Annotated in this window: 21 protein-coding genes; 12 read left to right on the top strand and 9 right to left on the bottom strand. The window is 71.9% G+C overall.

What is annotated here, in order from left to right:
- Positions 1–59: 59 nt before the first annotated feature.
- Together WMF12_RS02880 and WMF12_RS02875 are read right to left on the bottom strand one after the other, a co-directional pair.
- A complete protein-coding gene (locus WMF12_RS02880; RefSeq protein WP_437863457.1) occupies positions 60–1826 on the bottom strand; it encodes an acyl-CoA dehydrogenase family protein in 1767 nt (588 codons plus the stop codon).
- Between the two features lie 363 nt (positions 1827–2189).
- Positions 2190–3101: a polyprenyl synthetase family protein gene (locus tag WMF12_RS02875; RefSeq protein ID WP_437863441.1), complete on the bottom strand. Its 912-nt coding sequence runs from the start codon at positions 3099–3101 to the stop codon at positions 2190–2192.
- A gap of 98 nt (positions 3102–3199) precedes the next feature.
- Between WMF12_RS02875 and crtD the strand changes: the two genes are divergently transcribed.
- From crtD to WMF12_RS02860, 3 genes are read left to right on the top strand one after another with little or no spacing between them, the layout of a single operon-like run.
- Positions 3200–4777 carry a 1-hydroxycarotenoid 3,4-desaturase CrtD gene (crtD, locus tag WMF12_RS02870; protein ID WP_437863423.1) on the top strand — a complete coding sequence of 526 codons (1578 nt, stop codon included), beginning with the start codon at positions 3200–3202 and terminating at the stop codon, positions 4775–4777.
- Positions 4774–5658, top strand: coding sequence for a carotenoid 1,2-hydratase (locus WMF12_RS02865; protein WP_437744088.1), 885 nt, complete (start codon positions 4774–4776; stop codon positions 5656–5658). Before crtD ends, WMF12_RS02865 begins: the two co-directional genes overlap by 4 nt.
- The gene (locus WMF12_RS02860) at positions 5655–6146 is read left to right on the top strand and encodes a beta-carotene hydroxylase (protein WP_437863408.1); all 492 of its coding nucleotides are present in this window, start codon (positions 5655–5657) and stop codon (positions 6144–6146) included. Before WMF12_RS02865 ends, WMF12_RS02860 begins: the two co-directional genes overlap by 4 nt.
- A 44-nt stretch (positions 6147–6190) precedes the next feature.
- Here the strand turns inward: WMF12_RS02860 and WMF12_RS02855 are convergent, their stop codons facing one another.
- From WMF12_RS02855 to crtI, 3 genes are read right to left on the bottom strand one after another with little or no spacing between them, the layout of a single operon-like run.
- Complete coding sequence (locus WMF12_RS02855; RefSeq protein WP_437863402.1) at positions 6191–7669, bottom strand: lycopene cyclase; 1479 nt, start codon at positions 7667–7669, stop codon at positions 6191–6193.
- Entirely contained in the window at positions 7666–8622 is a 957-nt protein-coding gene (locus WMF12_RS02850; RefSeq protein WP_437863389.1) for a phytoene/squalene synthase family protein, read from the bottom strand. The genes WMF12_RS02855 and WMF12_RS02850 overlap by 4 nt, the downstream gene beginning before the upstream one ends.
- Positions 8603–10210, bottom strand: a complete 1608-nt coding sequence (gene crtI, locus WMF12_RS02845) for a phytoene desaturase family protein (RefSeq protein WP_437863372.1) — start codon at positions 10208–10210, stop codon at positions 8603–8605. The genes WMF12_RS02850 and crtI overlap by 20 nt, the downstream gene beginning before the upstream one ends.
- Before the next feature lie 173 nt (positions 10211–10383).
- Between crtI and WMF12_RS02840 the strand changes: the two genes are divergently transcribed.
- Positions 10384–11298 (top strand): MerR family transcriptional regulator, encoded by a 915-nt coding sequence (locus WMF12_RS02840; RefSeq protein WP_437863359.1) that lies wholly within the window; start codon positions 10384–10386, stop codon positions 11296–11298.
- A 36-nt stretch (positions 11299–11334) separates the two neighbouring features.
- Here the strand turns inward: WMF12_RS02840 and WMF12_RS02835 are convergent, their stop codons facing one another.
- Positions 11335–11916 carry a YtfJ family protein gene (locus WMF12_RS02835; RefSeq protein ID WP_437863346.1) on the bottom strand — a complete coding sequence of 194 codons (582 nt, stop codon included), beginning with the start codon at positions 11914–11916 and terminating at the stop codon, positions 11335–11337.
- 437 nt (positions 11917–12353) lie between these two features.
- Between WMF12_RS02835 and WMF12_RS02830 the strand changes: the two genes are divergently transcribed.
- From WMF12_RS02830 to WMF12_RS02820, 3 genes are all read left to right on the top strand, one after another.
- The gene (locus WMF12_RS02830) at positions 12354–12818 is read left to right on the top strand and encodes an Hsp20/alpha crystallin family protein (RefSeq protein ID WP_437863332.1); all 465 of its coding nucleotides are present in this window, start codon (positions 12354–12356) and stop codon (positions 12816–12818) included.
- Positions 12819–12907: 89 nt separating this feature from the next.
- Positions 12908–13288: an Hsp20/alpha crystallin family protein gene (locus WMF12_RS02825; RefSeq protein WP_044967738.1), complete on the top strand. Its 381-nt coding sequence runs from the start codon at positions 12908–12910 to the stop codon at positions 13286–13288.
- A gap of 595 nt (positions 13289–13883) precedes the next feature.
- Positions 13884–15137: a hypothetical protein gene (locus WMF12_RS02820; protein WP_437863299.1), complete on the top strand. Its 1254-nt coding sequence runs from the start codon at positions 13884–13886 to the stop codon at positions 15135–15137.
- A 131-nt stretch (positions 15138–15268) separates the two neighbouring features.
- Here the strand turns inward: WMF12_RS02820 and WMF12_RS02815 are convergent, their stop codons facing one another.
- On the bottom strand, positions 15269–15982 hold the full coding sequence (locus WMF12_RS02815) for a hypothetical protein (RefSeq protein ID WP_437863288.1): 714 nt from the start codon (positions 15980–15982) through the stop codon (positions 15269–15271).
- Positions 15983–16420: 438 nt separating this feature from the next.
- Between WMF12_RS02815 and WMF12_RS02810 the strand changes: the two genes are divergently transcribed.
- The 3 genes from WMF12_RS02810 to WMF12_RS02800 all read left to right on the top strand — a co-directional run bounded on the left by WMF12_RS02810 (position 16421) and on the right by WMF12_RS02800 (position 21100).
- Entirely contained in the window at positions 16421–18175 is a 1755-nt protein-coding gene (locus tag WMF12_RS02810; protein WP_437863277.1) for an adenylate/guanylate cyclase domain-containing protein, read from the top strand.
- A gap of 134 nt (positions 18176–18309) precedes the next feature.
- Positions 18310–20106 carry a glutamate--tRNA ligase gene (locus WMF12_RS02805; protein ID WP_437863245.1) on the top strand — a complete coding sequence of 599 codons (1797 nt, stop codon included), beginning with the start codon at positions 18310–18312 and terminating at the stop codon, positions 20104–20106.
- 67 nt (positions 20107–20173) lie between these two features.
- Positions 20174–21100: a glutamate--tRNA ligase family protein gene (locus WMF12_RS02800; RefSeq protein ID WP_437863210.1), complete on the top strand. Its 927-nt coding sequence runs from the start codon at positions 20174–20176 to the stop codon at positions 21098–21100.
- Between the two features lie 12 nt (positions 21101–21112).
- On the opposite strand, the gene WMF12_RS02795 is transcribed toward WMF12_RS02800, so the two are convergent.
- Positions 21113–21322 carry a hypothetical protein gene (locus WMF12_RS02795; RefSeq protein WP_437549338.1) on the bottom strand — a complete coding sequence of 70 codons (210 nt, stop codon included), beginning with the start codon at positions 21320–21322 and terminating at the stop codon, positions 21113–21115.
- Between the two features lie 254 nt (positions 21323–21576).
- Between WMF12_RS02795 and WMF12_RS02790 the strand changes: the two genes are divergently transcribed.
- Positions 21577–22860 carry an MFS transporter gene (locus WMF12_RS02790; RefSeq protein WP_437863192.1) on the top strand — a complete coding sequence of 428 codons (1284 nt, stop codon included), beginning with the start codon at positions 21577–21579 and terminating at the stop codon, positions 22858–22860.
- A gap of 451 nt (positions 22861–23311) precedes the next feature.
- On the top strand, positions 23312–23950 hold the full coding sequence (locus WMF12_RS02785) for a hypothetical protein (protein WP_437863177.1): 639 nt from the start codon (positions 23312–23314) through the stop codon (positions 23948–23950).
- Positions 23951–24052: 102 nt separating this feature from the next.
- On the opposite strand, the gene WMF12_RS02780 is transcribed toward WMF12_RS02785, so the two are convergent.
- Positions 24053–25933 carry a protein kinase domain-containing protein gene (locus tag WMF12_RS02780; protein ID WP_437863170.1) on the bottom strand — a complete coding sequence of 627 codons (1881 nt, stop codon included), beginning with the start codon at positions 25931–25933 and terminating at the stop codon, positions 24053–24055.
- Positions 25934–25962 lie beyond the last annotated feature (29 nt).

The raw sequence follows: 25962 nt of genomic DNA, 5'->3' as shown, positions 1-25962 counted from the left end.
CGTTCGCGACCCCCTCCTCTCGTGCCTCCGCGCAGCAGCGCGCCGCGGCGGAGCTCGCCTCAGGGCAGCGGCCCTTCGAGCAGGGCGCGCGCGATGCCCTGCGCGAGCACCTCGTGCGGGCCCAGCTGGAAGAAGAGGCTGCGGGCGTCGAGCAGGAGCCTCGCCGCGGTCGAGCTCTCCGCGTAGCCGCTCGCCCCGTGGAGCTGCATGCAGGCGTCGGCCGCGTCCCAGGCCACGCGGCTGGAGAAGAGCTTCGCCATCGCCGACGTGAGCTCGCACGGCTGCCCCGTGTCCGCCACGTGCGCCGCGGCGCGCGTGAGCTGCCGCGCGGCGGCGACGCGCGCGATGAGCCCTCCGAGCCGGTGCGCCACGCGCGGGAAGGAGATGAGCTGCGACCCGAACTGCACGCGCGTCTTCGCCCGCTCGAGCGCGAGCTCCAGCGCGGCCTGCGCCACGCCCACGCCGCACGCGGCCGCGTAGGTGCGGCCGGTCACGAGCGCCCGCTGGATCTGGGCGATCCCCTCGCCCTCGCGCTCGCCGAGCAGGGCCTCGCGGCCGATCTGGAGCCCCTCGATCCGGAGCTCGTAGTGCCCCATGCCGCGCTGCCCGAGCGCCCGCAGCTCGGTCCCGGCGATCCCGGCGTCCGGGAAGTCGGCGCCTGGCGCGCCGCGCCGCTTCGCGATGACGAAGAGGCTCGGCCCGAGCGGCAGCTGCCCTTGTCCTCCCGGCGTCGTGGTCCTCGCGAGGGTGAGCACCAGGTCGGCGCGGGACGCGCCGGTGACCCACGCCTTCTTTCCGATGAGGAGATAACTGCCGTCGGCCTGGCGCTCGGCGCGCGTGACGACGCGCGCGAGGTCCGACCCGTACGCCGGCTCCGCGAACGCGAGGGCGCAGCGCGCCTCGCCGTTCGCGATGCGCGACAGCCAGGTCCGGCGCTGGAGGTCCGTGCCGGATCGGGCGAGCAGGTCCGACGCGATGGAGGCCGTCATGGTGAGCACGCCGAAGCCGAGCGAGCCGCGCGCGAGCTCCTCGATGGCGGTCGCCATGGCGGCCACGCCGAGCCCGTCGCCCCCGTGCTCGGGGGCGGTGGCGAGCCGGAACACCCCGAACTGCCCCATGCGGCGGACGATCGACTCGGGGATGAGGCCGTTGCGGCGGTGGATCTCGGGGGCGAGCGGCTCGACGAGGCGCTCGACGAAGTCGCGCATGTTGTGCCGGATCCAGCCGATGCGCTCGTCCTCCGCGCCGGCGCTGGCGGGGATGCCGTGCTCGGCGGCCGCGCGCGCGATCGAGGCGACGGCGACGCTGGAGCCCGCGTCGCGCGCCCACGCCGCGACCGCCGGGTGGCCGATCGCCTTGGCGACCTCGTCGTCGCGGAGCTCGAGCTCGCCGAGCGGCGCGATCTCCCCGCCGCCGAGATCGACGCCGCCGCGCAGCGACAGGAGCAGCGCCCCTGCGTGCGCCTCGGCGACGGCCCTGGCCTCCCCGCCGGCCTCGCAGGCCCAGCTCGCGAGCGAGCGGCAGGCCTCGATCTCCGCGTAGAGGTGGGCGAGCGCGTGGGCGGCGACCTGGTGTCGATCGAGCAGCATCCGCGACACGTGCAGCGGCACGGCGGCGCCCGCCCGGACGAAGCTCGCGCTCCTCGGCGCACCCCGGAGGGCGGTGCCCACCGCGCTCCCGACGTCCACCACCCGGTCGCGGAGGCGCCCGCGCGCGACGCGCGCGAGCTGCTCGGCGGAGGTGATCGCCTCGCGCATCCCCCCGGGACTGTCGGCCTCGAGCTTTCGAGAAACGATCGTGGCGTGTTGCTCCCGAATCGCCCTCATCCCACAATCCCCCCGCTCGCGGACTATGACCCACGCCTCGCTTCACGGGACGCAGGACACAGCGCCTTTACACCGCGCCACAGCCACGCTCCCCGCGGCAGACGCGGAAAGGCCCGCCGAGGATGCCACCCCAAACCGCGTTCGTCGAGCCTGGGCGCAGCCTCACTATCGCGAGGCGACAGCGCATTAAGGCCCTCCCTGAATTTGCCTCACGTAGGGTTCACGTAGGGTTCACGTCGGCGTCGCGCGTTCCGTCCTGCGGCCCGCAAACAACCCAGCTCCACTCCCGATCATCAGTCTCAGACGTCCCCAGTCCCCCCCGACGGCCGCCCCTCTCGGACGCACGTCAGGCCGCCCGAGCCGTTACATGGAGCTCACGGTCGGAAGCGCCGCCGAAGGCCCCCTGCAGACCCGGAGGAGCCTGTCCCCCAGCTCGACGGCCCACGACCGCACGTCGTCCGCCCGCGGGCACTGCGGCACCGCCTCGACCGCGTCCTGGATGAGCCGCTGCAGCAGCCGGGTCGTGCCGGAGAGCCCGAGCTCCAGCGCCGTGTTCGGGCGCCCGAGCGCCCCGTCGCGCCCCGCCGGTTTGCCCATGTCCTCCGGCTTCCCGACCAGGTCGAGCACGTCGTCCGCGACCTGGTACGCCTCGCCGATGCGCTGCCCGAGATCGCCCCAGGCGGCCCCGTCCTGGCCTGCGGAGAGCGCGCCGAGGGTCGCCGCCGCCTCGAAGAGCGCGCCTGTCTTCGCGCGCCGGTAGGCCGAGAGCGGGACCTTCGCCTCCGACTCCCACGCCTGCCCGGCGATGATCCCCTGCGGCATCCCGACGCCGCCCCCGAGCACCTCGAAGAACCGGACCGCCCTGCGCGCGTCGGTCACGCCGCTCGCCATCGCGTGGAAGGCGCCGCGCGCGAGCGCCTCGAAGGCGAGCACGATGAGCTGATCGCCGGCGAGCACCGCGATCGGCTCGCCGAAGGCCCGGTGGACCGACGGCCGGCCGCGCCGGATCGACGCGTCGTCGAAGCAGGGGAGGTCGTCGTGGACCAGCGACGCGCAGTGAATGAGCTCCACCGCCGCCGCCGCGGCGTCGGCGGCCTCCGGCGCGGGATCGCCGTACGCCGAAGCGACGGCCAGGCAGAGCCGCGGCCGGATGCGGGCGCCTCCAGGGAAGACGGCGTGCTGCGTCGCGGCCAGGAGCCCGGGCGGCGACGCGGGCGAGGAGAGCGGCTCGATGGCGGCGAGGAGGACGCGCTCGATCCGGCGATCGAAATCCATGGGGAGCGAGTCTTGGCGAGCCTCAGGGGCTTGTCAATAGTTTGAACATTAGTTAAACAAAGTATAGACAAACTACCTCCGACGCGTACACTCCGACCATGGCGGACAGGAGGGATCGCGTCGTGGTGATCGGCGGGGGTATCGGCGGTCTGACCTCGGCCGCGCTCCTTGCTTCGAGCGGGCTCGACGTGGTGCTACTCGAGCGGGCGCCGCGCGTCGGCGGAAAGATACGCGAGGTGGTCCTCGGGGACCGCCGCGTCGACGTCGGCCCGACGGTGCTCACGATGCGGTGGGTCTTCGACGAGATCTTCGCGTCGCTCGGGCTCCGCTTCGGGGACCACGTGCCGCTCCGCCAGGCCGAGACGCTCGCGCGCCACGCCTGGCCGGACGGCTCGACGCTCGACCTCTTCACGGACGTCGAGCGCACCGCGGACGCGATCGGCGCGCTCGCGGGGGCGCGGGAGGCGGACGGGTACCGCCGGTTCTGCCGGTACGCGCGCGAGATCTTCGACGTGGTGGAGGCGCCGTTCCTGCGCGCGGAGCGGCCCACGCTCAAGACGATCCTGAGCACGGCGGGCAACCTGGGCCTCGGCGGGATGATGAAGATCGACGGGCACCGCACCCTCCACCGCGCGCTCGGCGACTTCTTCACGGACGCGCGCCTCCTGCAGCTGTTCGGGCGCTATGCGACCTACTGCGGCTCGTCGCCGTACCTCGCGCCTGCGACGCTGAGCGTCATCGCGCACGTGGAGCGCGAGGGCCTCTGGCTCCCCGAGGGCGGCATGAGCCGCGTCGCCGAGGCGCTCGCCGCGGCTGCGGCCCGCGCCGGGGCGACGCTGCGCTGCGGCGCGCACGTCGCCGCCATCGAGGAGGGCCGCGGCCGCGCGACGGGCGTCGTGCTCGAGGGCGGCGAGCGCATCGAGGCCGACGCCATCGTGCTGAACGCCGACCCCGCGGCGCTGCGGGCCGGCCTGTTCGGCCAGCGCGCCGCCCGCAAGGCGCCGGGGAGCGAGCCGCGCTCGCTCTCGGCGGTCACCTGGGCGCTCGTGGCCGAGGCGAGCGGCTTCCCCCTCCTCCGGCACAACGTCTTCTTCTCCGGCGACTACGAGGCCGAGTTCCGCGCGCTGTTCGACCGCGCCGAGCTCCCGCGCGACGCCACGGTCTACGTCTGCGCCGAGGACCGCGGCGACGCGCCGGCGCACGAGCCCGGCGGGCCCGAGGCCGGGGCGCGCCCGGGCGCCGAGGGCGGCGGAGAGCGGCTGTTCTTCATCCTCAATGCCCCTGCGACCGGTGATAAACACACCCCCTCATCCACGGAGATCCACGAATGGGAGCAGCGCGTGTTCCAGCAACTGCAGCGGTTCGGCCTTTCGCTGAAGAGCACGGGCGCCTCCCCGGTGGCGACGACGCCGTCGGACTTCGAGCGGATGTTTCCGGCGACGGGAGGCGCGCTGTACGGGCCGGTGTCCCACGGGTGGAACTCGACCTTCGCGCGCCCGGCCTCGCGCTCGAAGCTCCCGGGCCTGTACTTCGCCGGCGGGAGCGCGCACCCGGGGGCGGGCGTGCCGATGGCGGCGCTGAGCGGACAGCTCGCGGCGCGGAGCGTGATGGAGGACCTCGCTTCGACCTCGAGATCCCGAGCGGCGGCTACGCCTGGTGGTACCTGGACGCGGTGAGCGACGACGGGCAGAGCGCGATCACGATCATCGCGATGCTCGGGAGCGTCTTCTCGCCCTACTACGCCAAGGCGCGATCGCGCGGCGCCGCGGACCCGCTCATGCACTGCGCGATGAACGTCGCGCTGTACGGCGCGCGCGCCGATCGCTGGGCGCTGACCGAGCGGCCGCGGGGCGCGGTCTCCAGGTCGCCGCGGTCGCTCGCCATCGGACCGAGCCTGATGGAGTGGTCCGGGGGTGAGCTCCGCGTCTCCTTCGACGAGATCACGGCGCCTCTGCCCTCCCGGCTCTCGGGGACGGTGCGCCTCCGCCCGTCCGTGCCCGGGCCCGCGGCGGACGGCGCGCACGATGGCGTCGCCCTGGACGGGCGGGGGCTCCACCGCTGGACGCCCATCGCGCCGATCGCGCGGGCCGAGGTCGAGCTCGCGCACCCCTCGCTGCGCTTCTCCGGCAGCGCCTACCTCGACACGAACGCCGGCGACGAGCCGCTCGACCACGCCTTCGAGCGCTGGACCTGGTCGCGCGCGCTCGGCTCGGACGGGATCGCCCTCACCTACGACGTCCGGCGCCGCGACGGCACGCGCATGCTCCTCTCGCCCGCGTTCGACGCGGCGGGCGGCGCGCGCGAGCTCCCGCCGCTCGCCCCGCGGCCGCTCGGCGACACGCGCTGGGGCATGGCGCGGGAGATCGCCGCCGACCCGGGGTCCGCGCCGCGGCTCCTCCGCACCCTCGAGGACACGCCGTTCTACGCGCGCTCCCTCGCTGCCGCGACGTTCGGCGGCAAGCCGGCGACGGTCGTCCACGAGGCCCTCTCGCTCGACCGCTTCGCCAGCCCCTGGGTGCAGCTCCTCCTGCCGTTCCGCATGAGGAGGGCGCGATGACGCTCGCGATCTGGATCGGCACGGCGCTCGCCGCCTTCGCGATCATGGAGGTGTGGGCCGCGCTCCTCCACGGCAAGGTCTGGCACCACGCGCTCTGGCGCATCCACCGCTCCCACCACACGAAGCGGCGCGGCGCCTTCGAGCAGAACGACGCGCTCGCGTTCCTCCACGCCCCGATCGCCGCCGGGCTCATCATCTACGGCTGCGACGGCGCGCCCGGGCCGCTGCGCGAGGCCGCGTTCGGCTTCGGCCTCGGCATGACCGCCTTCGGCCTCGCCTACGTCCTGGTCCACGACGGGCTCGTCCACGGGCGGCTCCCGGTCTCGGGCCTCGCGCGCATCCCGTACCTCGCGCGCGTCCGCGACGCGCACCGCGTACACCACGGCACCGGCGGCCCGCCGTACGGCCTGTTCCTCGGGCCCCTCGTCCTCGCGCGGCGCGCCGCCGCGGGCGGCCGCGCCCAGCGCTCCGCGCAGCGGGCGGGGTAAAGCTCCAGCGGGCGCGGTAGAGCTTCAGCGGGCGCGGTAGAGCTTCAGCGGGCGCGGTAGAGCTCTCTCGCGAGCCCCGCACCCCAGCGGCCGATGGCCCGGAGCGGCAGCGCGCTCACGACCTCGCGGTACACCTCGGGCCGCCGCGCCGCCGTCTCCCGCAAAAACCTCACGAAATCGGCCGGCTGCATCTCGTCGCGCAGCAGCGCCGCGTACGCATCGTTGCCCATCGCGTGGAGCACGGCGAAGGCCGTGTTGAGGAGCGCGTTCATCTCCCCTGCCCTCGCCCCGCCGGCGGGCTTCGCCATGAGGGCCGCGAGCGCGCCGGTGCCCGAGTGCACCGGCGCGTCGCGCGCCGTGGCCAACGTGCGACGCGCGCCCGGCTCCCGGACCGCCCGCGCCAGATCGGCGGCCGTCGCCGCGAGCTCACGCACGTTCGCGCCGAAGCCGCAGAACGTCAGCGGGGAGTGCCGCGCCGCCGCGTCCCCCACGAGCCGCACCCGGCGCCCCGGCGCGCGCGGCGCGGCCGACAGCCGCGACCAGCCGGGGATGAAGCCGAACGTCGGGCGGACGAGGCGCGCGTCGCCCTCCTTGTAGCGCGAGAGGAGCCGGAAGAACCGCGCGTAGAGCGACAGGAGCGCGCCGGGCCCGACGTCCCCGGAGCGCGCGTAATAGAAGAGGTAGACCGTCGTCTCGCCCGGACGCCCCGGGAACGCCTCCCAGAGGTGCTGCCTGCCCTCCTCGACGTCCTCCGTGGTGGCGAGGATCTCGCCGACGTCCGGCCGGATCCGCCGCTCCCCGTCGCCCTCCGAGAGCCCCGTGAGCACGCCACCGACGGTCGGGCAGAGGAGGTCCGCGGTCGCGTAGGGGCTCGCCGCGCCGCGCGCGTCGACGAGGAGCCGCGCGGACAGCGCGCGCGGCGCGGCGCCCGGCTGCGCCTCGGCCACGGCGAGCGCGACCGCGTCCGGCCCCTCCGCGTGCCCGAGGAGCGCGTGCCCGTCGAGCAGCGTCACCCCCAGCGCCTCGGCCCGGGCCCGCGCCGCGGCGAGCAGCCCCGCCGCGTCGATGGCGTGGTCGAGCACGCCGCGCACCGGGTACGTCCCGCCGCCGTGCCAGCGGCAGAGCCCCTCGACGTAGCGGGCGATGACGAGCCGCTCGATCTCGTCCCTCGCGAAGATCCCCGACGCCGACAGCGCGGCCACCTCGGCCGTCCCGGCGTTCCACTCCCGGTGCGCGGCGCCGATCCGCGCCCGGTCGAGCACCGCGACGCGCAGCCCGGCCGACGCGAGCAGCGGCGCGAGCAGGAGCGACAGCCCGCCGCCCGCGACGACCACGTCGTAATCGGCGGTCGCGCCCCGATCCGGCGGCCGCGGCGAGGGTCCCGGCCGAGGCGCCGGGGCGGCCCGCACCGCGTCGAGGTGCTCGAGGCGCGCGAGCAGCGCCTCGCCGCCCGCCTCGCGCACGCGCCCCCGCGCCGCGTCGATCTCCCGCGCGGCTGAGCCCGGCGCGCCGCCGGCGCTCATCGCGCCGCCTCCAGGAGGAAGCGGACCTCGTCGAGCGGCGGCGCCGCGCCGTGCTCGCGGGCCTCCGCGGGCGCGACGGACCTGCGGAGCAGCGCCCGCAGCACGAGCCACGCCTTGCGGCCCGGCGACACCACGGCGCGCGTCGACACCGAGTCGAAGCCGCGGCGCGCGATGACCCGGCCGATGTCGGCGTAGATGAGCCGCGCCGCCTGGATCGCGGGGCGGCAGTCGCGCGGCAGCATCGGGATGCCGGCGCCCGCGCGGAGGTAGAGCACCTCCGCCTCGGCGAGCAGCCGCGCCACGAGCCGCCCCAGCCGGTCGTCGAACACCGGCCGCGCGAGCCACCCGTCCGGCGCGATCCCGGCCTCCCGCATCCAGGCGAGCGGCAGGTAGATCCGCCCGCGCCGCGCGTCCTCGCCGACGTCGCGCGCGATGTTCGTGAGCTGCATGGCGACGCCCAGGTCGCACGCCCGCGCGAGCGCGTCGGGCCCCCGCGCCCCCATGAGCGTCGACATCGTCGCGCCCACGGTGCCCGCGACGCGCGCCGCGTAGGCGTTCAGGTCCGAGAGCGTCTCGTAGCGGCGCCCCTCCGCGTCCCACGCGAACCCCTCGAGCAGCGCCTCGATGAACGCGCGCGGCAGCCCGTGCTCCGCCATGACGTGGGCGAGCGCGCGATCGACCGGGCTGTCGTCCGGCCTGCCCGCCGCGGCGCGCGCGAGCCGCTCCCGCAGCGTCGCGACCGCGGCCGCGGCCGCGGACGGCGGCGCGTGCTCCCCGAGCTCGTCGACCGCGTCGTCGGCGACCCTGCAGAACGCGTAGAACGCCGCCGCCGGCTCCCTCACGCGCGCGGGCAGGAGGAGCGCCGCCGCGGCGAAGCTCTTCGACCCCTTGCGCAGCAGGTCCCTGCACGCGGCGAAGTCCGCCGCCGACGCCTCAGGCGAGCTTCGATGCATCCGGGACCACCCGATCCAGCACGCGGGCCGACGAGAGCACCCCGGGCAGACCGGCGCCCGGGTGCGTGCCTGCCCCGACGAGGTAGAGGCGCTCGACGTCCTCGCTCGCGTTGTGGGGCCGGAAGAAGGCGCTCTGCGCGAGCACCGGCTCCGGCCCGAACGCCGCGCCCCGGAACGACAGCAGCCGGTCCTGGAAGTCCTGCGGCGTGAGGAGCCGCGAGCTCGCGAGCGCGCCCTCGAGCCCCGGCAGGAGCGTCGCCTCGAGCAGCGCCGAGATGGAGCGCCGGTACCGCTCCTGGGCCGTGGGCCAGTGGGTGCCGCTGAGCAGGTTCGGCACCGGGGACAGCACGTAGAACGCGTCGCAGCCGGGCGGGGCGAGCGCCGGATCGGTCGCGGTCGGGCGGTGCAGGTACAGGCTGAAGTCGTCGGCGAGCACGTGCTTCTCGAAGATGTCCTCGAGCAGCGGCCTGTACCGCGGGCCGAGGAGGATCGTGTGGTGAGCGACGTCCGGGTACTGCCGGCGCGTGCCGAAGTACCACACGAAGAGGCTCATCGAGTAGCGCTGCCGCTCGATGCGCCGGTCGGTCCAGCGCTTCCGCGCCTCGGGGGGCACGAGGTGCCGGTAGGTCCACGCCGAGTCCGCGTTCGAGACGACGACGTCGGCGGCGAGCCGCTCCCCCGACGCGAGCTCCACGCCCCGGGCGCGGCCGCCCTCCACGGAGATGCGCCGCACCTCGGCGCCGCACCGCACGGAGCCGCCGAGCCCCTCGATGAGCGACACGAGCCCCTTCACCAGGGCGCCCGTGCCGCCGATCGGGAAGTGGACGCCCCAGTTGCGCTCGAGGAACGCGATCAGGCTGTAGATCGAGGTCGTCGAGAACGGGTTCCCGCCCACGAGCAGCGGGTGGAAGCTCAGCACCTGGCGCAGGCGGTCGTCCTTCACGTGCTTCGCGACGAGGCCGTACACCGTGCGATAGCTCTCGAGCCGCACCATGTCCGGCACGATGCGCGCCATGTCCAACCACGACCCGAACGGCACGTGCGCGAGCTCCTCGAACCCGACGCGGAAGATCTCCTCGCTCCGCCGGACGAAGCGCTCGTACCCCTCGACGTCCCCGGGTGACAGGCGCCCGACCTCGGCGCGCATCGCGGCGGCGTCGCCCGTGTAGTCGAACGTCGCGCCGTCGTGGAACCGGATCCGGTAGAACGGCGTCACGGGCCGCATGTCGATGTCGTCGGCCATGTTCCGGCCGCAGAGCTGCCAGAGCTCTTCCAGGAGGAACGGCGCCGTGATGACGGTCGGCCCCGCGTCGAAGGTGAACCCGTCCTGGCGGTGGACGTACGCGCGCCCGCCCGGCTGGTCGAGCTTCTCGACCACCGTGACGTCGTAGCCCCGCACCCCGAGCCGCACGGCCGCCGCGAGGCCCCCGAAGCCGCTGCCGATCACGACGGCGCGCGGCGCGCGCGCTCCACGGAGGACGCCGGGCGCGCGCGCCGCTCGCGGGGGAGCGGCCACCTCGTCGCCCGGCGAGGCGTCGGGCCTCGCCGGGTGCGCCGGATCCTGCGCCGAAGCGCTGGTGTTTTGCATGACGCGCAGTATAATGTTTGTCCTAGCCTTTGACAAAGGCGAATGACCAAGGTGAAAGACGTCGGCAGGAGGGGGTCTTTCTGGGCCTCGCTGCCCGCCGTTCCGATGCATCCCGGTGCGCCGGGCCGGCGCGGACGGCCGCGGCTCGGCGGGTCCTAGCAAGGTTTATCCAGTTGAGCCGCTACAGAATCCATGTCGTCTCGGAGATGTGTGGCGTGTCCTCGGCGACGCTGCGCGCGTGGGAGCGCCGTTATGGCGTGCCGTCCCCTGCGCGCACGGCGTCGGCGTATCGCCTGTACAGCGACGACGATGTGGCGGTGATCAAGAAGATGCGCGACCACGTGAACGGCGGGATCGCCGCGGCCGAGGCGGCGCGCATGGTGCTCGAGGCGGCGGGGCCGCGCGTGCCGGTGGGCACGAGCGGCGGCGACGCGTTCGCCGGGGCGAGCGAGCGCATCGTCGACGCCGCGGTCCGGTTCGATCCTGACGGCCTCGAGGCCGAGGTGAACCGGGCCCTCTCGCTCGGCCCGGCGGTGACGATCTTCGAGCGCGCGCTCGGCCCGGCGCTCGAGCGCATCGGCGATCTCTGGCACGCGGGGAAGATCACGGTCGCGCAGGAGCACCTCGCCTCGCAGGTCCTCGGCGCGACGCTGCTGCACCTCCTGCGGCTCGCGCAGCCTGGCGAGAGCGGGCGGCGCGTCCTGCTCGCGGCCTTCGCCGACGAGGATCACGTGCTCGGGCTGTTCGGCATCGGCCTGCGCTTCTGCTCGTGGGGCTTCCGCTCCGTCGTGCTCGGCGCGAGGACGCCGCCCGCCGCGATCGCGCGGGCGGTCGAGGCGCTCGCGCCGGACCTCGTCGCGCTGACGGTCGCGATCCCGCCGCTCCCGCCGTCGGCGCGCGAGCTCATCGACGCCTACGCGGACGCGTGCCGTGGCGTGCCGTGGATCGTGGGCGGCGCGGGCGCCGGGGCGCTCCGGTCCTTCATCGAGGCGCGCGGCGGCCTCGTGGCGGCCGCGGAGGCGGCGGAGATCCGCGCGCAGGTCGAGTCCGCGCTGCACGCGCGGCGGCGCCGCAGGGACGGGCGCTGAGCGCGCGCGCCCCGCCGGCCGGGGCGTTCGCTGCGGTCAGCCCTCGACTTCCTTGCGGAGCAGATCGAGGACCCTGCTCTGCGACTCCGGCGTGAGGGCGCCTTCGGCCGCGAAGAGCACGTGGCCGTTCTTGCCGACCACGACGACGTTGCTGACGCCGCGGCGGAGCTTGTAGGCCGTGCGGAAGGAGCCGTCCCAGTCGCAATAGATGGTCCCGCCGACCTTCCTCGACTCCTCCCGGATGGCGTCCTTCACGAACCCTCGCGCCGGCCAGAAGTCGTAGGAGCTGACGTCGGCGATCGCGGCGACGGCGATGCCTCGCCGGTAGCGGTCGCCTTTCGTGAGCTTCGCCAGCGCGTCCTTGAGCGCCTGGTTCTGGGTCTTCGAGTCCTTGTCCTCGTAGACGATGAGGATCGGCTTGCCTTGAAGCGCCTTGAGCTGGAGCGCGCGGCCGTCCGCGTCCTCGACGCGCGCGTTCGGCGCCCGGTCCCCCTCCGAGGGCAGCGCCAGCGCGGCGCCCGAGATCAGCGCCAGGGACAGCGCCGCCGCAGAGGAGACCGAGCGGAGGCGGGCGGCAAGGACGCCGCGGCGGCGGGAGGCGGGCGGGCAGGGCTGCATGTCCGGGTTTCTAGCGCTTTCCGGGATGCGCTCCCAGGGATGTTCGAGGTGTTCGAGGCGGCAGGCTCCACCGGGCGCCGGCGTGGCTGGCTCCGCCGACTGCCTGCGCTGGCGTGGCTCGGCCTGCGGGGCGGTAGCCGGCGGGAGGCGCATGGAGCTGCTCCGGGGAGCCGGAGAGGTCGCGCTCGCCCGCCTTTCCCTTCGCTCTGACGAGTCCGGCCGCCATCGCCACTCCCGCCGATCTGCCTCGGGGGGACGACGGCGCGCCGTGCTCTTGACACCCCACGTGCCGTGCAAAGATTGGGCGGTGCGAAGAGACCGGCTCTCGGAGCCAAGGTCCCGTAACGCTACAACAAATCGGCCGTCACGAGCAGGTTGACGGCGCCGCGGGCGGAGCCCCGGCGCGCGCCGCGCGCGGCGGTCATGGAGGATTGACCATGCTGCACCGAACCACGGATTTCGATCGCGCGTTTGCCATGATGGATGAGCTTCGCCGGCGCCTCGATTGGGTGTTCGAGGAGGCGGACGCGCCCCGCGCGTCGCTCCGCGGCGACTTCGACCAGACGTCCCGGTACGTGGGTGGTCCGCGCGTCTACCTGTTCGACACGGGGAGCGCCCTTGTCGTCAAGGCCGATGTTCCGGGTCTGACGGAGAAGGATGTCCAGATCTCGCTGAATCAGGACGTCCTGACGGTGAGCGGCGAGCGCAAGTCGGATGCGCCGGAGGGCTACCTCGTCCACCGCAGGGAGCGAGGCGCGGTGCGCTTCAGCCGGAGCTTCACGCTGCCGAGCAAGGTCGATCCGGAGAAGACGACCGCGGTCCTGAAGAACGGCGTGCTGACGCTCACGCTGAACAAGGCCGCCGAGGCGCAGCCGCGTCAGATCGCGGTGACGGCTCGCTGAGGGAGCTGAGAGCTGAAGAGCGAACGAAGAGGAGAGCGACGATCCTGCGATGAGCGGATCTGGAGTGTACAGAGGAAGGAGCGATGAACATGAGCACCGATCGAAGCTTGACCCACCGTGCCGAGAGCAACCCCGAGAAGATCCAGCAGCGCCCCGCCGTGGCGCCGGCGGTCGACATCTACGAGAGCGCCGAGGAGCTCCTGGTCGTGGCGGATCTCCCGGGCGTGACGCAGGATCGCCTGGCCGTCCGCGTGGAGAAGGGGGAGCTCACCTTCGAGGGCCGGCGGACCGAGGCGGCCGAGCGGGAGCAGGGCGTCGAAGGCCTGCCGGACTTCCGCCGCAGCTTCGTGGTCCCGCAGGGCATCGATTCCGAGAAGATCTCCGCGGATCTCCGCGCGGGCGTCCTGCGGATCCACCTGCCGAAGAGCGCGTCGCTCAAGCCGCGTCAGATCCCGATCAGCGCGAGCTGAGGCGGTGTGCCAGGTGTCGAGGCACCGTGTCGCCGATCACCGACGGCCCCCTCCGGGGCGGCGTCGGGGCGGCGCGCGGTGCCTTTCGCGCGCTCCGGGGCGCCCTCGGCCGAGGAGCCCCTGTCCTGGCGGCGCGGCTTTCGGCTACGGTTCCCGCGTGCCTCTCCTGCGCCATACCCTGCCCGCGTTCGCGTCGACCGCGCTGCTCGCCTCCGGCTGCGGCGCGCTGATCGGGCTCGACGAGTTCACCGACGCTCCGGCCACCGCCGGCTCCGGGGGCGGCGATACGACGCCTTGCAAGGAGGGCGACTCGCGGGCGTGTTACGAGGGAGCGAGCGAGACCGACGGCGTCGGCGTCTGCGCGCCAGGCACGCAGACCTGCGGCGCGGACGGGCGATGGGGGGACTGCGAGGAGCAGGTGCTCCCGGGCGAGGAGGACTGCAACGAGAGGGGCGATGAGGACTGCGACGGCGTGGGGTGCAGCGACGTCGCGTGGGCCAGGATGTTTGAGGCGGGGTCCTTCGGTTTGGCGACCTCAGTGGCGATCAGCCCGAAGGGCGATCGGATCGCCATAGCAGGTCTCCACGAGGGCACGATGAACTTCGGGCCGGATGCCACCACGGTCCTGCCGGAGCAAGCCGATGAGAGAGGACTCTTCCTTGCTGTGTTCGACAGCGAGGGGAACCATGTATACAGCATCGCGCTGCCGCGCAGCGGGGACAGCGCTGCTGCCGTGGCGCTGGACGCGGAGAGCAACGTGCTATTCGCGACCAAATACACGAGAACCGTGAACCTCGGCGGCAACGATCTCCCGGCCAGCGGGACCACCGACATGCTTGTCGCCAAGCTCGACGCGAACGGCGGACATGTGTGGAGCAGGCAGTTCGGCGGCCCGCAAGGCCAAACCACACCGATCGACATCGCCGTGACGCTGGACGGCGACGCCGTGATCACCGGGAGCTTCAGCGGAGCCGTGACCTTCGGGGGCTCGGCGCTCGAGACCGCGGAGGCGTCGGACACCGACGGCTTCCTGGTGCGATTGAGCGGTGAGGACGGCGGCCATGTCTACAGCGTCCGGATCGGGGACCGATCAAGCGACACCCCGGGGTACCAAACGGGTAAGGGCGTCGGGGTCGATGCGATGGGCCGTGCCGTGGTCGCCGGCACGTTCGAGAACTCGGTCGACTTCGGCGCTGGCCACACCCATGGGTCCGCCAGGATGGGACAGTCCGGCTGGGTGGCCAAGTTCGACGCCGAGGGAGTGCCGCTATGGAATACGACCTTCATCCACGGCGACGGCAGCACGCTCGATATCGCCGACGTTGACGTTGACGCTACGGGAAACGCCGGCATCGTCGGGAGCTTCTCCGGTACGGTCACCTTCCAGGGCACGAACAATGGGGTAGACGTGCCACGCAGGACGACCGGCAGGGAGGACGACGACCTGTTCGTCGTGCGCCTGTCGTCGACCGGCGCCCACTCGTGGTCGAAGCAGTTCGGAGATGCAACTGCGCAGATGGGCGGCGAACCACGTCTGGGCGTCGCGCTCGACAGCGAGGGCGAGCTCGTCTTCGCGGGCGGCTTCCGCGGAAAGGTGGATTTCGGTGGCGGAGATCTGACGGCCAGCGACTACGACTGGTTGATCGCCAAATTCGACCCTTCGGGGGCTCACCGGTGGAGTCATCGCTATGGCGGCGCCGCGGCGGCCCAGATGGCAACCTCCGCGGCTATCTATAAGGAGACGCGCGAGATCGTCGTAGCCGGCGTAAGCGACGGCACGATCGACCTGGCGGATCCGCCGCTGATGATGGACAATCTCAGCGTGGTGCTAGCGCGAATGTCGCCGTAGATGCGGCGCCTGATGAGGAGCGCTGTCCCGGACGAAGCAAGATCGAGGTGAGCCGGCGCTGATGTGTGGTGCGCACAGGCTCAAGGATCTCTTATGTGCCGGTGACCGGCCTGCGGGCTGCGCGTGCAGGCTTAAGGCTCTATCAACGCCGCATTGTTGCCGAGGAGCGTCAGCGTCCACTTCGCGTCCTCGCCGCACGCGGTACCCTCCACATGCCGCACCTCGAGGATAAACCAGAGCTCATCGGGATCGGCGAAGCGGTCGTTCCACGTCACGTAAAATGATTCGGGCGTGCCCTGCCCTCTGACGCCGGACGCAAAGCAATTCGGTGCATCAACTTCAATTTCTCCTTGGTAAGCGATCAAATCGAAGTTCATCCCCGGCGGAGACTCGAGCGTGGCACGGAAGTGCTCGGAGCTGGCCTCATCTGCATTGTCGACGATCAGGATCTTGAACCACTTCGACGTGGTCCCCGTCACCGTCATCGAATCAGCCTCGACGTCGCCCGAGATACTACCGAGATCCTCTGCTCCCGTGCAGGTATTGGGCGCCGCATAGTCGCACTCGGCCACCGCTCCCCCGCCGCCGTCGCCTCCGTCACCTTCATTGCTTCCGCCGTCGCCGCCCTCGCCCTCAGCACCGCCGGCTCCGGTGGAGCCGACGCTCACGCTTGAGCTCGAGCTCGCGGACAGGTGTTCCCCTCTGGCACCGCCATCACCGCCGAGTCCGCCTCCGCCGGCCTGCTCCTCGTAATAGCCGGGCAGCAGATCGTCGGTGCCGTTGGCGCACGCGGCGAGGGTGAGAAGGACCGCAGGAATGACAAGCAGCCGGCCGGGCGTGTGCATTGCACGCATTCTATCTGCTCTCGCGACAGCGGTCCAAGGAAGCCACGAGGCAACGTGAGATACCGTAGCGTCGTTCATCACCGCCGGAAACGGCGACAACCGTTCAAGTTGTTTTCATTACTACGGACCTGAATTTCCGCGAATATCGATGAGGACTCGGCCCGAAACGAGGGGCTGGAACGTCCACGATACACATCTGGAACTCGATGCCTCGCGTGCCGCCGTAGAACGAGAATGAAACCGCGCCGCCTGGCCCGCCCCGGAGACCCCTCCACGCGAGCGCGGCCCGGGCCGGGCCAGGGGCACCGCGCCGCACCACGCCGCCGCGCCCCCTCCCCCACCCGCCGGAGCCCGCGCCGTCCCGGCTGGCGCCGGCGCGCTTCCGCGCCGTCCCGCATTTCGATAGTCTCGGCGCCGCTGAAGCCCGCCCTCGACGCCTTGCTCTCACTGCGCGCGAAGACGCTGCTGGCGATCGCCGCCACGCTGCTCGGGCTCAGCTTTGCCTTGTACGGCGTGTCCTCGAGGGCGCTCCTCGCCAACTCGATGGCCGCCGAGGCGCAGGACACCCGCCGTACCGTGCAGGTGGCGCTCAACCTCTTCCGCCAGGCCAGCAGCGACTTCAACGCGCGCTGGACCGACTGGAGCCAGTGGGATGACGCCTACGCGTTCGTGCAGGACGGCAATCAAGAGTTCGTTCGCTCGAACCTCGTCGCCCAGCTCTTCGACATCGCCCGGATCGATCTCGCGGTCTTCGCCGGCGCCGACGGAACGCCCGTGTACAGCACCGGCTACGACCACGCCACGAAGAGCTGGGCCCCCCTGCCGCGCGGCATCGCCGAGCGGCTCCGCCTCGGCGATCTCCTCTTCGGGCGGGACGCGCCCAGCAGCGCCGTCCGAGGCGGCATCGTCCTCCTGCCGGACGGGCCGATGCTCCTCTGCTCCCAGCCGAGCGTCGGCAGCTCCGGCCGCGGACCGGTCGCCGGCACCGTCACGTTCGGGCGCTTCTTGACCGACGCCGAGATCAAGCGCCTCACCGAGCCCGCCGGCCTCTCGCTGGCCGTGCACCGCCTCGACGATCCCCAGCTGCCCGACGACTTCCGCGAGGCGCGCGCCGCCCTGTCCGACCGCGACCCGATCCTCGTCCACCCGCTCGGCAGCGACCGGATCGCCGGATACACCGTGCTCAACGACATCGACGGCAAGCCGGCGCTGCTCGTGCGCGTGGACAACGACCGGGCCATCCTCAGGATGGGTCATGACACGTTGCGTTATCTCGTGCTCGTGACCGTGGTCGTGGGCCTGGTCTTCGGCGGCGTGACGCTGCTGCTCCTGGAGAAGCTGGTGCTGTACCGGCTCGCCCGCCTCAGCCGGGAGGTCACGGAGATCGGCGGCGTCGGCGACCTCTCGGCGCGGGTCGCGATGCCGGGGACCGACGAGCTGTCGCGCCTCACCGGCTCGATCAACGGCATGCTCTCGGCCCTGGAGGCGAACGCGCGGCGGCAGAGCCAGCAGAAGGCGGCGCTCGAGCAGGCGAAGGCGGCGGCCGAGCAAGCTCATGAGCGCTCGGACCGGCTCCTCCTCAACATCCTGCCGAGGACGATCGCCGATCAGCTGAAGGAGCACGAGCAGCTCATCGCCGAGCACTTCGAGGAGGTGACCGTCCTCTTCGCGGACATCGCGGGCTTCACCCCGCTCGCCGCGCGGCTCCCTCCGGCGGAGCTCGTCGGCCTGCTCAACCGGATGTTCTCCTCGTTCGATCAGCTCGCCGATCAGCACGGCCTGGAGAAGATCAAGACCATAGGAGACGCCTATATGGTCGTCGGCGGGCTGCCGGCGCAGCGCCCCGATCACGCGAGGGCCATCGCGCGGATGGCGATCGCCATGACGCACACCGTGCGCCAGTTCGTCGGCGACGACGGCGAGCCGTTCCAGCTCAGGATCGGCATCAACACCGGGCCTGTCATCGCCGGCGTGATCGGCAAGAAGAAGTTCAGCTACGATCTCTGGGGCGACGCGGTGAACGTGGCGAGCCGCATGGAGTCGAGCGGAGAGCCCGGCCGGATCCAGGTGAGCGAGGCGAGCTATTCCCTGCTCGCGCGAGATTTCCTCCTCGAGGAGCGGGGCCTCGTGGCGATCAAGGGCAAGGGCGCGATGAAGACCTATTGGCTCATCGGCGAGAACATACCGCAGTAGCGCGGCGCGCCGGCGCTCGTTAGCCCGCGATTGACAGGCCCCCGCCGATTGACGGGGCCCCCGGCCGATTGACAAGGCCAGGCGGGCGTGCAATGGCTGCCCGCCCGATGTCAGACCAGGAGCGACGCGCCCTCATGGACAAGCAGGCCCCGAACGAGACGACGCTTCCCGTCACCGTCCGCGAACCGGGCCCCGGAGAGGACCGCGACGAGCTCGTGCGCCTCCTCTTCGGCGACGCCGCGGCGTCGGCCAGGCGGCCCGAGGAGTACGAGGCGCGTTATCCCCGGCGCGCGCTGCCCAAAGGCGCGATGGTCACCCGCTACGCGCCGAGCCCGACCGGGTTCATGCACATTGGCGGCATCTTCGTGTCGCTCATCAACAAGCGGCTGTCGCTCCAGAGCGAGGGCGTCTTCTACCTCCGCCTCGAGGACACCGACGTGAAGCGCGCCATCCCCGGCGCGCTCGACACCATCGTCGACTCCCTCGCGCGCTTCGATCTCTCCCCTCAGGAGGGCGTGCTCCGCGCGCCGGCGAAGGACGGAGACGCGTCGTCGCGAGGCGAGTTCGTGCAGCAGGGCAGCTACGGCCCCTATATCCAGACCGAGCGGGTCGAGATCTACAGGGATTACGCGATCGATCTCATCCGCCGCGGCTTCGCCTACCCCTGCTTCTGCACGGTCGAGGAGCTCGACGCCATCCGGCAGGAGCAGATGGCCCTCACGGTGAAGCCCGGGGTCCACGGCCGGTGGGCGAAGTGGCGCGACGCGCCGCTCGCCCGGGTGAAGGAGGCGCTCGCGGGCGGCACCCCGTTCGTGCTGCGGCTGCGCGCCCCGGACGACGTCTCCGGCCGCGTCGAGTGGAAGGACGGCGTGAAGGGCGTCATCTCGATGCCCGTCAACGATCTCGACACCATCCTCCTCAAGTCGGACGGCATCCCGACGTACCACTTCGCCCACGCGATCGATGATCACCTGATGCGCACGACGCACGTGATCCGAGGCGACGAGTGGATCTCGTCGATGCCGCTCCACCTGCAGCTCTTCCGCACGCTCGGCTTCAGGCCGGTCGAGTACGCCCACGTCCCGCCCATCCAGAAGCTCGATCGCGTGGAAGAGGTCGACCCGGAGACGGGCGAGACGAAGGTCTCGGACGCGCGGCGCAAGCTGAGCAAGCGCAAGGACCCCGAGGCGAACATCGCCTATTACCGGGAGATCGGCGTCCCCGAGACAGGCACCATCGAGTACCTCCTCAACATCGCCAACTCCGCGTTCGAGGACTGGCGCAAGGCGAACCCCGACAAGCCCTATTCCGCGTTCCCCCTCAAGCTCAACAAGCTCGCCCCCGGCGGCGCGCTGAGCGACATGGTGAAGCTGAAGAGCGTGAGCCAGGCGGTCGTGAGCCGGATGAGCGCCGAGGACGTCTATGCCCAGGGCCTCGACTGGGCCAGGGAGCACGACAAGGAGCTCGCCGCGCTGATGGAGCGAGATCCGGAGTACACGAAGCGCGCGCTCGGCATCGAGCGCGGCGGCAAGAAGTCGAACAAGCGCATCACCACCTGGCCCGACCTGCGGGCCCAGCTCTTCTTCTTCTACGACGAGCTCTACAACCGCCTCGACGCGCTCGATTTCCCCGAGAACGTCCCGGAGGGCGATCGCCAGCCGCTGCTCCGGCAGATGCTCGACACGTTCGACCCGGCCGACTCGAAGGAGGCGTGGTTCGAGAAGATCCGGCAGATCGCGGTGGCCTCGGGCTACGCAGGCGAGGTGAAGCAGTACAAGGCCTCTCCCGAGTCGTGGAAGGGCCATGTCGGCGACGTCTCGATGCTCCTCCGGGTCGCGGTCTGCGGGACGAGGAACAGCCCTGATCTGACCGAGGTCATGGCGGTGCTGGGCGAGCCGCGCGTGCGGGCGCGCATCGCGCGCTTCCTCTGAGGCGCGGCGTGACGAGCCCGCGGGCCGCGCGACGAGGGCGCGGCCGGCAGCGGCAGGAGGAAGAGCGATGAGCGAGGTGTGCCGGTTCGCCCCGTCGACCACCGGGCCCGCCCACCTCGGCACGCTCGCCGCGGCGCTGCTCTCCTGGCTGGACGCGCGGTCGCGGGGCGCGCGGCTGCTCCTCCGGCTGGAGGACCTCGATCCCGACCGCTGCCGGCCCGAGTTCGCGCGCGCGATCGAGGAGGATCTCGCGTGGCTCGGGCTCGATTTCGACGAGCGCGTCGAGCAGCACGCGCGGAGGGCGCACCACGAGGCGGCGATGGACCGGCTCGAGGCGCTCGGCGCGCTGTACCCCTGCTCCGCGACGCGCGAGGAGGTGCGCGCGATCGGCCGGCGCGCCCCGGACGGCGGCTTCGCCTACGACAACCGCGCGCGCGGCCGCGCGCTGCCGCCCGGCGGGTGGCGCGCGAGCGTGGAGCCGATCCGGGCGCAGCTGCCGGACGGCGTGTTCCGGCCCCTGGACGAGGGCGGGCTCGACCTGTCGCAGGAGCCCGCGCTCGCGATGGGCGATCCCGTGGTTCGCCGGCGCGACGGCGCCTTCTCCTACCAGCTGGCGGTGGTGGTCGACGACGGCGCGGCGGGCGTCACGCGCGTCGTCCGGGGGCGCGACATCGCGCCGAGCACCGCGACGCAGGCGGCGCTCCAGGCGCTGCTCGGGCTGCCAGCGCCGGTCTACCGGCACCACCTGCTCCTCCTGGAGGAGCGCGGCGGCAAGCTGGCGAAGACGCACGGCGCGGCGCGCGGGGCGGCGCTCGCCCGGAGCGCGCCCGCGCTCACCGGCGCGCTCGCCTGCTGCGTCGGCCTGCGGGATCGCCCCGATCCGTGCACGCCGACGGAGCTGCTCCGCGAGTTCGACTGGTCGCGCGTCGCGACCGCAGACCGCGTCGTGAGCCTCCGCGACGGCTCGCTCACGCTGACGGCGAGCGGGCCCTGAGCGGCGCGTAGATCAGGCGGGCAGCGGCGAGACGGCGCGTCCCAGCATCGGGAGCCACGTGAGGATCGCGTTCGGCCGCGGGAAATCGTCGTCGTCGTCGTCGTCGCGCCGGCCATCACGCCCACGGCGGGAGCGGCTGCCAAACAGCGTCCAGGCGCGCCACGCCTGCTCGGCGAGGTCGCGCGCCCGTCCCGACGAAGTGTCATGTCCAAGGAGCATCATGTGTGGCTGCCGCTTACCACAGGTCCAAGTCGGCGCGCCAGTGTTCCACGCCGAGGCCACGCGAACGTGACCGTCCCGATGACCGGCCGTGGTGCCCGGACCGTCCCTGCTCTCCCTCACAGTGCCCGGGATGCAACCCCTCCACGGCGCGCGGGGTGGAGCGACCCGGCGCTCGATCTCCCGGCCCGTAACCGCAGCATCGCAGCCTGGCGACCCTCGCTGGAATGCGCCATGAACGTCGCCCGGACTCGTTCATGGCCACCGCCCCCGCCGCCCTGAAGCCGTCGTCGCCCTTCGCCGCCTTCACATCGCCCGATTTTTGCGTTTACGCGGCGGCCCGCCTTCTGGCCACGGTGGCCTACCAGATGCAATCGGTCGCCGTGGGGTATCAGATCTACGACCTCACGCGAGATCCGCTCGCGCTCGGTTATGTGGGGCTCGCCCAGTTCCTCCCTGTCGCGGGGCTGTCCCTCGCGTCGGGGCACGCGGCGGATCGCTTCGATCGGCGGCGGATCCTCGTCCTTTGCTACCTCACCTCGGCGCTCGCGGCGCTCGCGCTCTTCTTCCTCGCGCGCTCGCCGAGCCCGAATTTGCCGGGGATTTACGGGGTCCTCGTGCTCCTCGGCACGGTGCGCGCCTTCCAGGGGCCGGCCGGCTCGGCGCTCCTGCCCACGCTCGTGCCGACGGAGCACTTCCAGAACGCGGTGACGTGGCAATCGACGCTCTGGCAGGTCGGCGCCATCGGCGGGCCGAGCCTGGGCGGGCTGCTCTACGCGCTCTGGAAGGCGCCTGCGCCCGTCTACCTGAGCGCGAGCCTCGCGCTCGCCGCGGCGTGCGCCGGGCCCCTGGCCGTGCGGGCGCCCGCCGGCCGCCTGGAGAGGAAGCCGCCGTCGCTCGCCACGGCGCTCGCCGGGCTGCGCTACGTCTACCGGAAGAAGGTCCTCCTCGCGTCGATCTCGCTCGATTTCGCGGCCGTCTTCCTGGGCGGCGCGGTCGCGCTGCTGCCCATCTACGCGACCGACGTGCTCGGGGTCGGCCCGCAGGGGTTCGGCTTCCTGCGCGCCGCGCCGGCCGTCGGGGCCGGGCTCATGGCCGTGGTCCTCGCCTTCCGGCCCATCACGCGGCGCGCCGGGCCGAGGATGCTCCTCTGCGTCGGGCTCTTCGGGCTCGCCGCGGTGGTGTTCGGCCTGTCGCGGAGCTTCCCCCTCTCGCTCGTCGCGCTCACCGTGATGGGCGCCGCCGACATGGTGAGCGTCGTCGTGCGGATGACCCTGGAGCAGCTCGCCACGCCGCCCGAGATGCGCGGCCGCGTGAGCGCGGTCAACATGGTGTTCGTCGGCGCCTCGAACGAGCTCGGAGAGCTCGAGTCGGGCACCCTCGCGAGGCTCATCGGGACGGTGCCCACCGTGGTGTTCGGCGGCCTCGGGACGATCGCGGTCGTGCTGCTCTGGGCATGGCTGTTCCCCGAGCTGCGCGCGGTCGACCGGCTCGAAGACACGCGCGCGACCTCCGAAGAAGACGCCGCCGAGAAGGCCTGACGCGCGCCTCGCGTCGAGCGCGCGCGCAGCACATCACCGCTCCCAGCCCGGTGAGGGCCAGTCGCTCTCTCGAGGACTGGAGAGGGCCACTCCATTCGTGAGCCCCGCGGCGAGAGCACGAGACAACTCGGCGCGAATTTAACCGCGAGCACACCCGCAATCTCGCCAGGCCGAGCGCAACAAACGTAACAAACGTAACTGAACACAACCGAACACAACCGAACACAAATCCAGTGCGAACCAGTGCGAAAACGATTGCGCACCACGTACGACGCACCGCTTCCCAGATCATTCGCAATTTGACGAGGACGTTATAATGCACACTGAGCGGCACGCCATCATACAACGCACGACGACAATCCCAGCCAGGCTGTCCGAATTGCTTGACACAGAGGTAGCCCATGACCTTACATGTCTTATGGATACGATTATCGCGTGGGCTGTTGGTATCATGATGACATGGGCCCCGCCTGGGAAGAGCTTCATCAAGGACGCGGTCGAGACGCCCGAGGAAGGCCGCGCGCGCTACCACGAGATCGCGCGCGCGGCGGCGAAGGTTGCCTATGATCCCGCATTGAAGCCGCTCTTCGGCGGCCCGCGCGGTCGAGCCGAGACGATGGCGCTGCTCTTATCGATCGCGTATTTCGAGAGCGGTTACCGTCGCGACGTGGACCTCGGGCTCGGGAAGCTCGCGCGCGGCTCGGGGCTCGACTCCTGTCTGCTCCAGGTCCGCGTCGGCGCCGGCAAGACCCGGGAGGGGTGGTCGCACGAGGATCTCGTCGGGGATCGAGAGAAATGCTTTCGCGCGGGACTCGCGCTGATCAAGGGATCGTTCGGGGCGTGCCGCAAGCAGGAGCCGCGCGACCGGCTCAGCGCATACACGCGCGGCAGGTGCATCGACAACGACAAGCATTCGAGGGCGCGCATTGGACGCGCGCTGAACGTGCCGCGCGCGCCGATGACGGACGCGGCGGTGCTCGCCGCAATGCCCGGGCGCGCCCCCCTCCCCGCGGCGCCGCCGAGCGCGCCGTCCGCGACCGGAGCGGCCAGGACGGTCGCACCAGTCGGAACCGCCGGAAACGACAGCTAACGCGGCGAGGAATGAGGGGGATTGGCCAGCGCGCGAGCGCGTCGCGATCGCCCCGCGCACGACCGCTCCGGCCGCGCCTGACGACCCGCTGGAGGCGCGCGCTCAGCCCCGGATCAGGTTCGTGGCCGCCTCGGCGGTGAGATAGCTCTTGCTCTTCATTCCCAGGCGGATCGACGACAGGCTCACGTCCGTCTCGCCCTGGAGCGCGGCGATCGTCAGCGCGTTGTGGCAGTAGATGTTGATGAGCTTCGGGCTACCGCCGCTCCTCGCGTGCAGCAGCTGCTGCGACGCGAGGCCCAGCTGGAGCCCCCGCCTGCTCCCTCCGACCGAGCACATCCGGAAGTCGATGTATTCGATCATCTCCTGCTGGGTCATGCCGGGCAAGAGGAGCGACTGAGCGCCAGAGTAGAGCTCGCGCGGCACGCCGTTCGAGGCGAGGGTCGCGGGGAGATCTGGGGCGCCCACCAGGATCATCGAGAGCCTGCCCGCCGGGGCGCAGCGCAGGATGTCATGGAGCTCCATCAGGAGATCGTGATCCTCCGGATCGACGCCGTCGACGACCAGCACCGCGATCGCGTCCGACCCGGCGCGGAGGAGCGCTTGCCCGAGGAACGCGTCGACGAGGAACTGCTGGCTCAGCGTCGGTGTGATGGCCGTCGCCCCCACCTGCCTGCACAGCGACACGAGCGGCCGCGTCCCGAAGAGCAGCTGCGGCTCGACCGAGAAGACATGGATCCGCGGGACCTTGTTCTTGATCATCTCACAGACGAAGGTCCGGCCGCTCCCCGGCTTGCCCACGAGGATCGCCGGGCGCTGCCCGGCCACGATCTGCGACGCCAGCGTCCTCAGGATCCAGGCATAAGGGCCTGCGTCCCAGAAGAAGCTCGGCTGCCGGATGTCGCTGAACGGATAGCCGGTCAGCCCGAAATGATCACGGTAGCTGTACTGGCCGGTGAAGTGCCCGACGGCGGTCGAGCTGTTCACCAGGATCGTGCCCGTCGGCGTCGCGAGGGGGCCCCTCGGCGGCGCTGGGAGCTCGCTTATCCTCGTATCGGAGAGATCCACGGGCGAGCCGAGCAGCGCGCTCTTCGGCTCCGACATCTCTCGCGGCCTGACGCTGCTGCGCCGGAGCATCAGCATGTCCTCGAGGAACGCCACGATGTGCCCGGCCGACGGCCGCTCCTGAGGCCTCTTCGCCATGCAGCGGCGCAAGAGCTCCGCGAGGAGCGGGTCGATGTCCGGCATCGCCAGCTTCGGATCCGGGACGGGCGCGTGGCAGTGCGCCTGGAAGCAGCCAGCGAGATCCCGCGCCGAGAAGGGCGTCCTGCCCACGAGCAGGTGGTAGAACGTGCAGCCGAGGCTGTAGATGTCCGACGGAGGCGCGATGTCCTGCCCGGTCCATTGCTCCGGGCTCATGTAGAACGGCGTGCCCTCCAGCGTGCGGGCGGCGCTGCCGCCGAGCGGACCGCTCTCCGGATGGGACGCCAGGCCGAAGTCGGCGATCTTGAGCGTCCCCGACGCATTGAGGAGGAGGTTGGCGGGCTTGACGTCGCGGTGGGAGATGCCGAACGACGCCGCGAGCTCGAGCGCCGCCGCGGCCTCGCGCATCTTCTCGATCCCGAACTGCTCCGGCAGGCGGCCGCCGTGCTGCTTGGCCGCCTGCGCCATGGTGAGGCCGTGGACGTACTCCATGGCGATGTAGCGGACGTCCTCGTCCTCGCCGACCTGGAAGATCTGCACCACGTTCGGGTGGAGGAGGCGCGCCGCCGCGCGCGCCTCGCGCAGGAAGCGGTCGCGCCGCTCGGGATCGGTGTCCGCGCTCCCCTTCGCGATCAGCTTCACCGCGACGTCGCGCTGGAGCACGCTGTCCCTGGCCAGGTACACGGCGCCCATCGCGCCGATGCCGAGCAGCTGGATCAGCTGGAAGGGTCCCAGCCACTGTCCCGCCAGGTGGGTCAGCGTACTCGCAGGCTCCGCGATCATCGGGCTCTCATTCCCATCTTGCCATCAAA

Source organism: Sorangium sp. So ce363 (assembly GCF_051520435.1).
Lineage (GTDB): Bacteria > Myxococcota_A > Polyangia > Polyangiales > Polyangiaceae > Sorangium > Sorangium cellulosum_B.
This window is presented reverse-complemented; position numbering and strand designations above follow the sequence as displayed.

What these genes read in the sequence shown, in the direction of transcription:
- WMF12_RS02880 (WP_437863457.1), bottom strand. Translation starts at nt 1,826, where the DNA reads ATGAGGGCGATTCGGGAGCAACACGCCACGATCGTTTCTCGAAAGCTC.
- WMF12_RS02875 (WP_437863441.1), bottom strand. Translation starts at nt 3,101, where the DNA reads ATGGATTTCGATCGCCGGATCGAGCGCGTCCTCCTCGCCGCCATCGAG.
- crtD (WP_437863423.1), top strand. Translation starts at nt 3,200, where the DNA reads ATGGCGGACAGGAGGGATCGCGTCGTGGTGATCGGCGGGGGTATCGGC.
- WMF12_RS02860 (WP_437863408.1), top strand. Translation starts at nt 5,655, where the DNA reads ATGACGCTCGCGATCTGGATCGGCACGGCGCTCGCCGCCTTCGCGATC.
- WMF12_RS02855 (WP_437863402.1), bottom strand. Translation starts at nt 7,669, where the DNA reads ATGAGCGCCGGCGGCGCGCCGGGCTCAGCCGCGCGGGAGATCGACGCG.
- WMF12_RS02850 (WP_437863389.1), bottom strand. Translation starts at nt 8,622, where the DNA reads ATGCATCGAAGCTCGCCTGAGGCGTCGGCGGCGGACTTCGCCGCGTGC.
- crtI (WP_437863372.1), bottom strand. Translation starts at nt 10,210, where the DNA reads ATGCAAAACACCAGCGCTTCGGCGCAGGATCCGGCGCACCCGGCGAGG.
- WMF12_RS02835 (WP_437863346.1), bottom strand. Translation starts at nt 11,916, where the DNA reads ATGCAGCCCTGCCCGCCCGCCTCCCGCCGCCGCGGCGTCCTTGCCGCC.
- WMF12_RS02830 (WP_437863332.1), top strand. Translation starts at nt 12,354, where the DNA reads ATGCTGCACCGAACCACGGATTTCGATCGCGCGTTTGCCATGATGGAT.
- WMF12_RS02825 (WP_044967738.1), top strand. Translation starts at nt 12,908, where the DNA reads ATGAGCACCGATCGAAGCTTGACCCACCGTGCCGAGAGCAACCCCGAG.
- WMF12_RS02820 (WP_437863299.1), top strand. Translation starts at nt 13,884, where the DNA reads ATGAACTTCGGGCCGGATGCCACCACGGTCCTGCCGGAGCAAGCCGAT.
- WMF12_RS02815 (WP_437863288.1), bottom strand. Translation starts at nt 15,982, where the DNA reads ATGCACACGCCCGGCCGGCTGCTTGTCATTCCTGCGGTCCTTCTCACC.
- WMF12_RS02805 (WP_437863245.1), top strand. Translation starts at nt 18,310, where the DNA reads ATGGACAAGCAGGCCCCGAACGAGACGACGCTTCCCGTCACCGTCCGC.
- WMF12_RS02800 (WP_437863210.1), top strand. Translation starts at nt 20,174, where the DNA reads ATGAGCGAGGTGTGCCGGTTCGCCCCGTCGACCACCGGGCCCGCCCAC.
- WMF12_RS02795 (WP_437549338.1), bottom strand. Translation starts at nt 21,322, where the DNA reads ATGATGCTCCTTGGACATGACACTTCGTCGGGACGGGCGCGCGACCTC.
- WMF12_RS02790 (WP_437863192.1), top strand. Translation starts at nt 21,577, where the DNA reads ATGGCCACCGCCCCCGCCGCCCTGAAGCCGTCGTCGCCCTTCGCCGCC.
- WMF12_RS02785 (WP_437863177.1), top strand. Translation starts at nt 23,312, where the DNA reads ATGATGACATGGGCCCCGCCTGGGAAGAGCTTCATCAAGGACGCGGTC.
- WMF12_RS02780 (WP_437863170.1), bottom strand. Translation starts at nt 25,933, where the DNA reads ATGATCGCGGAGCCTGCGAGTACGCTGACCCACCTGGCGGGACAGTGG.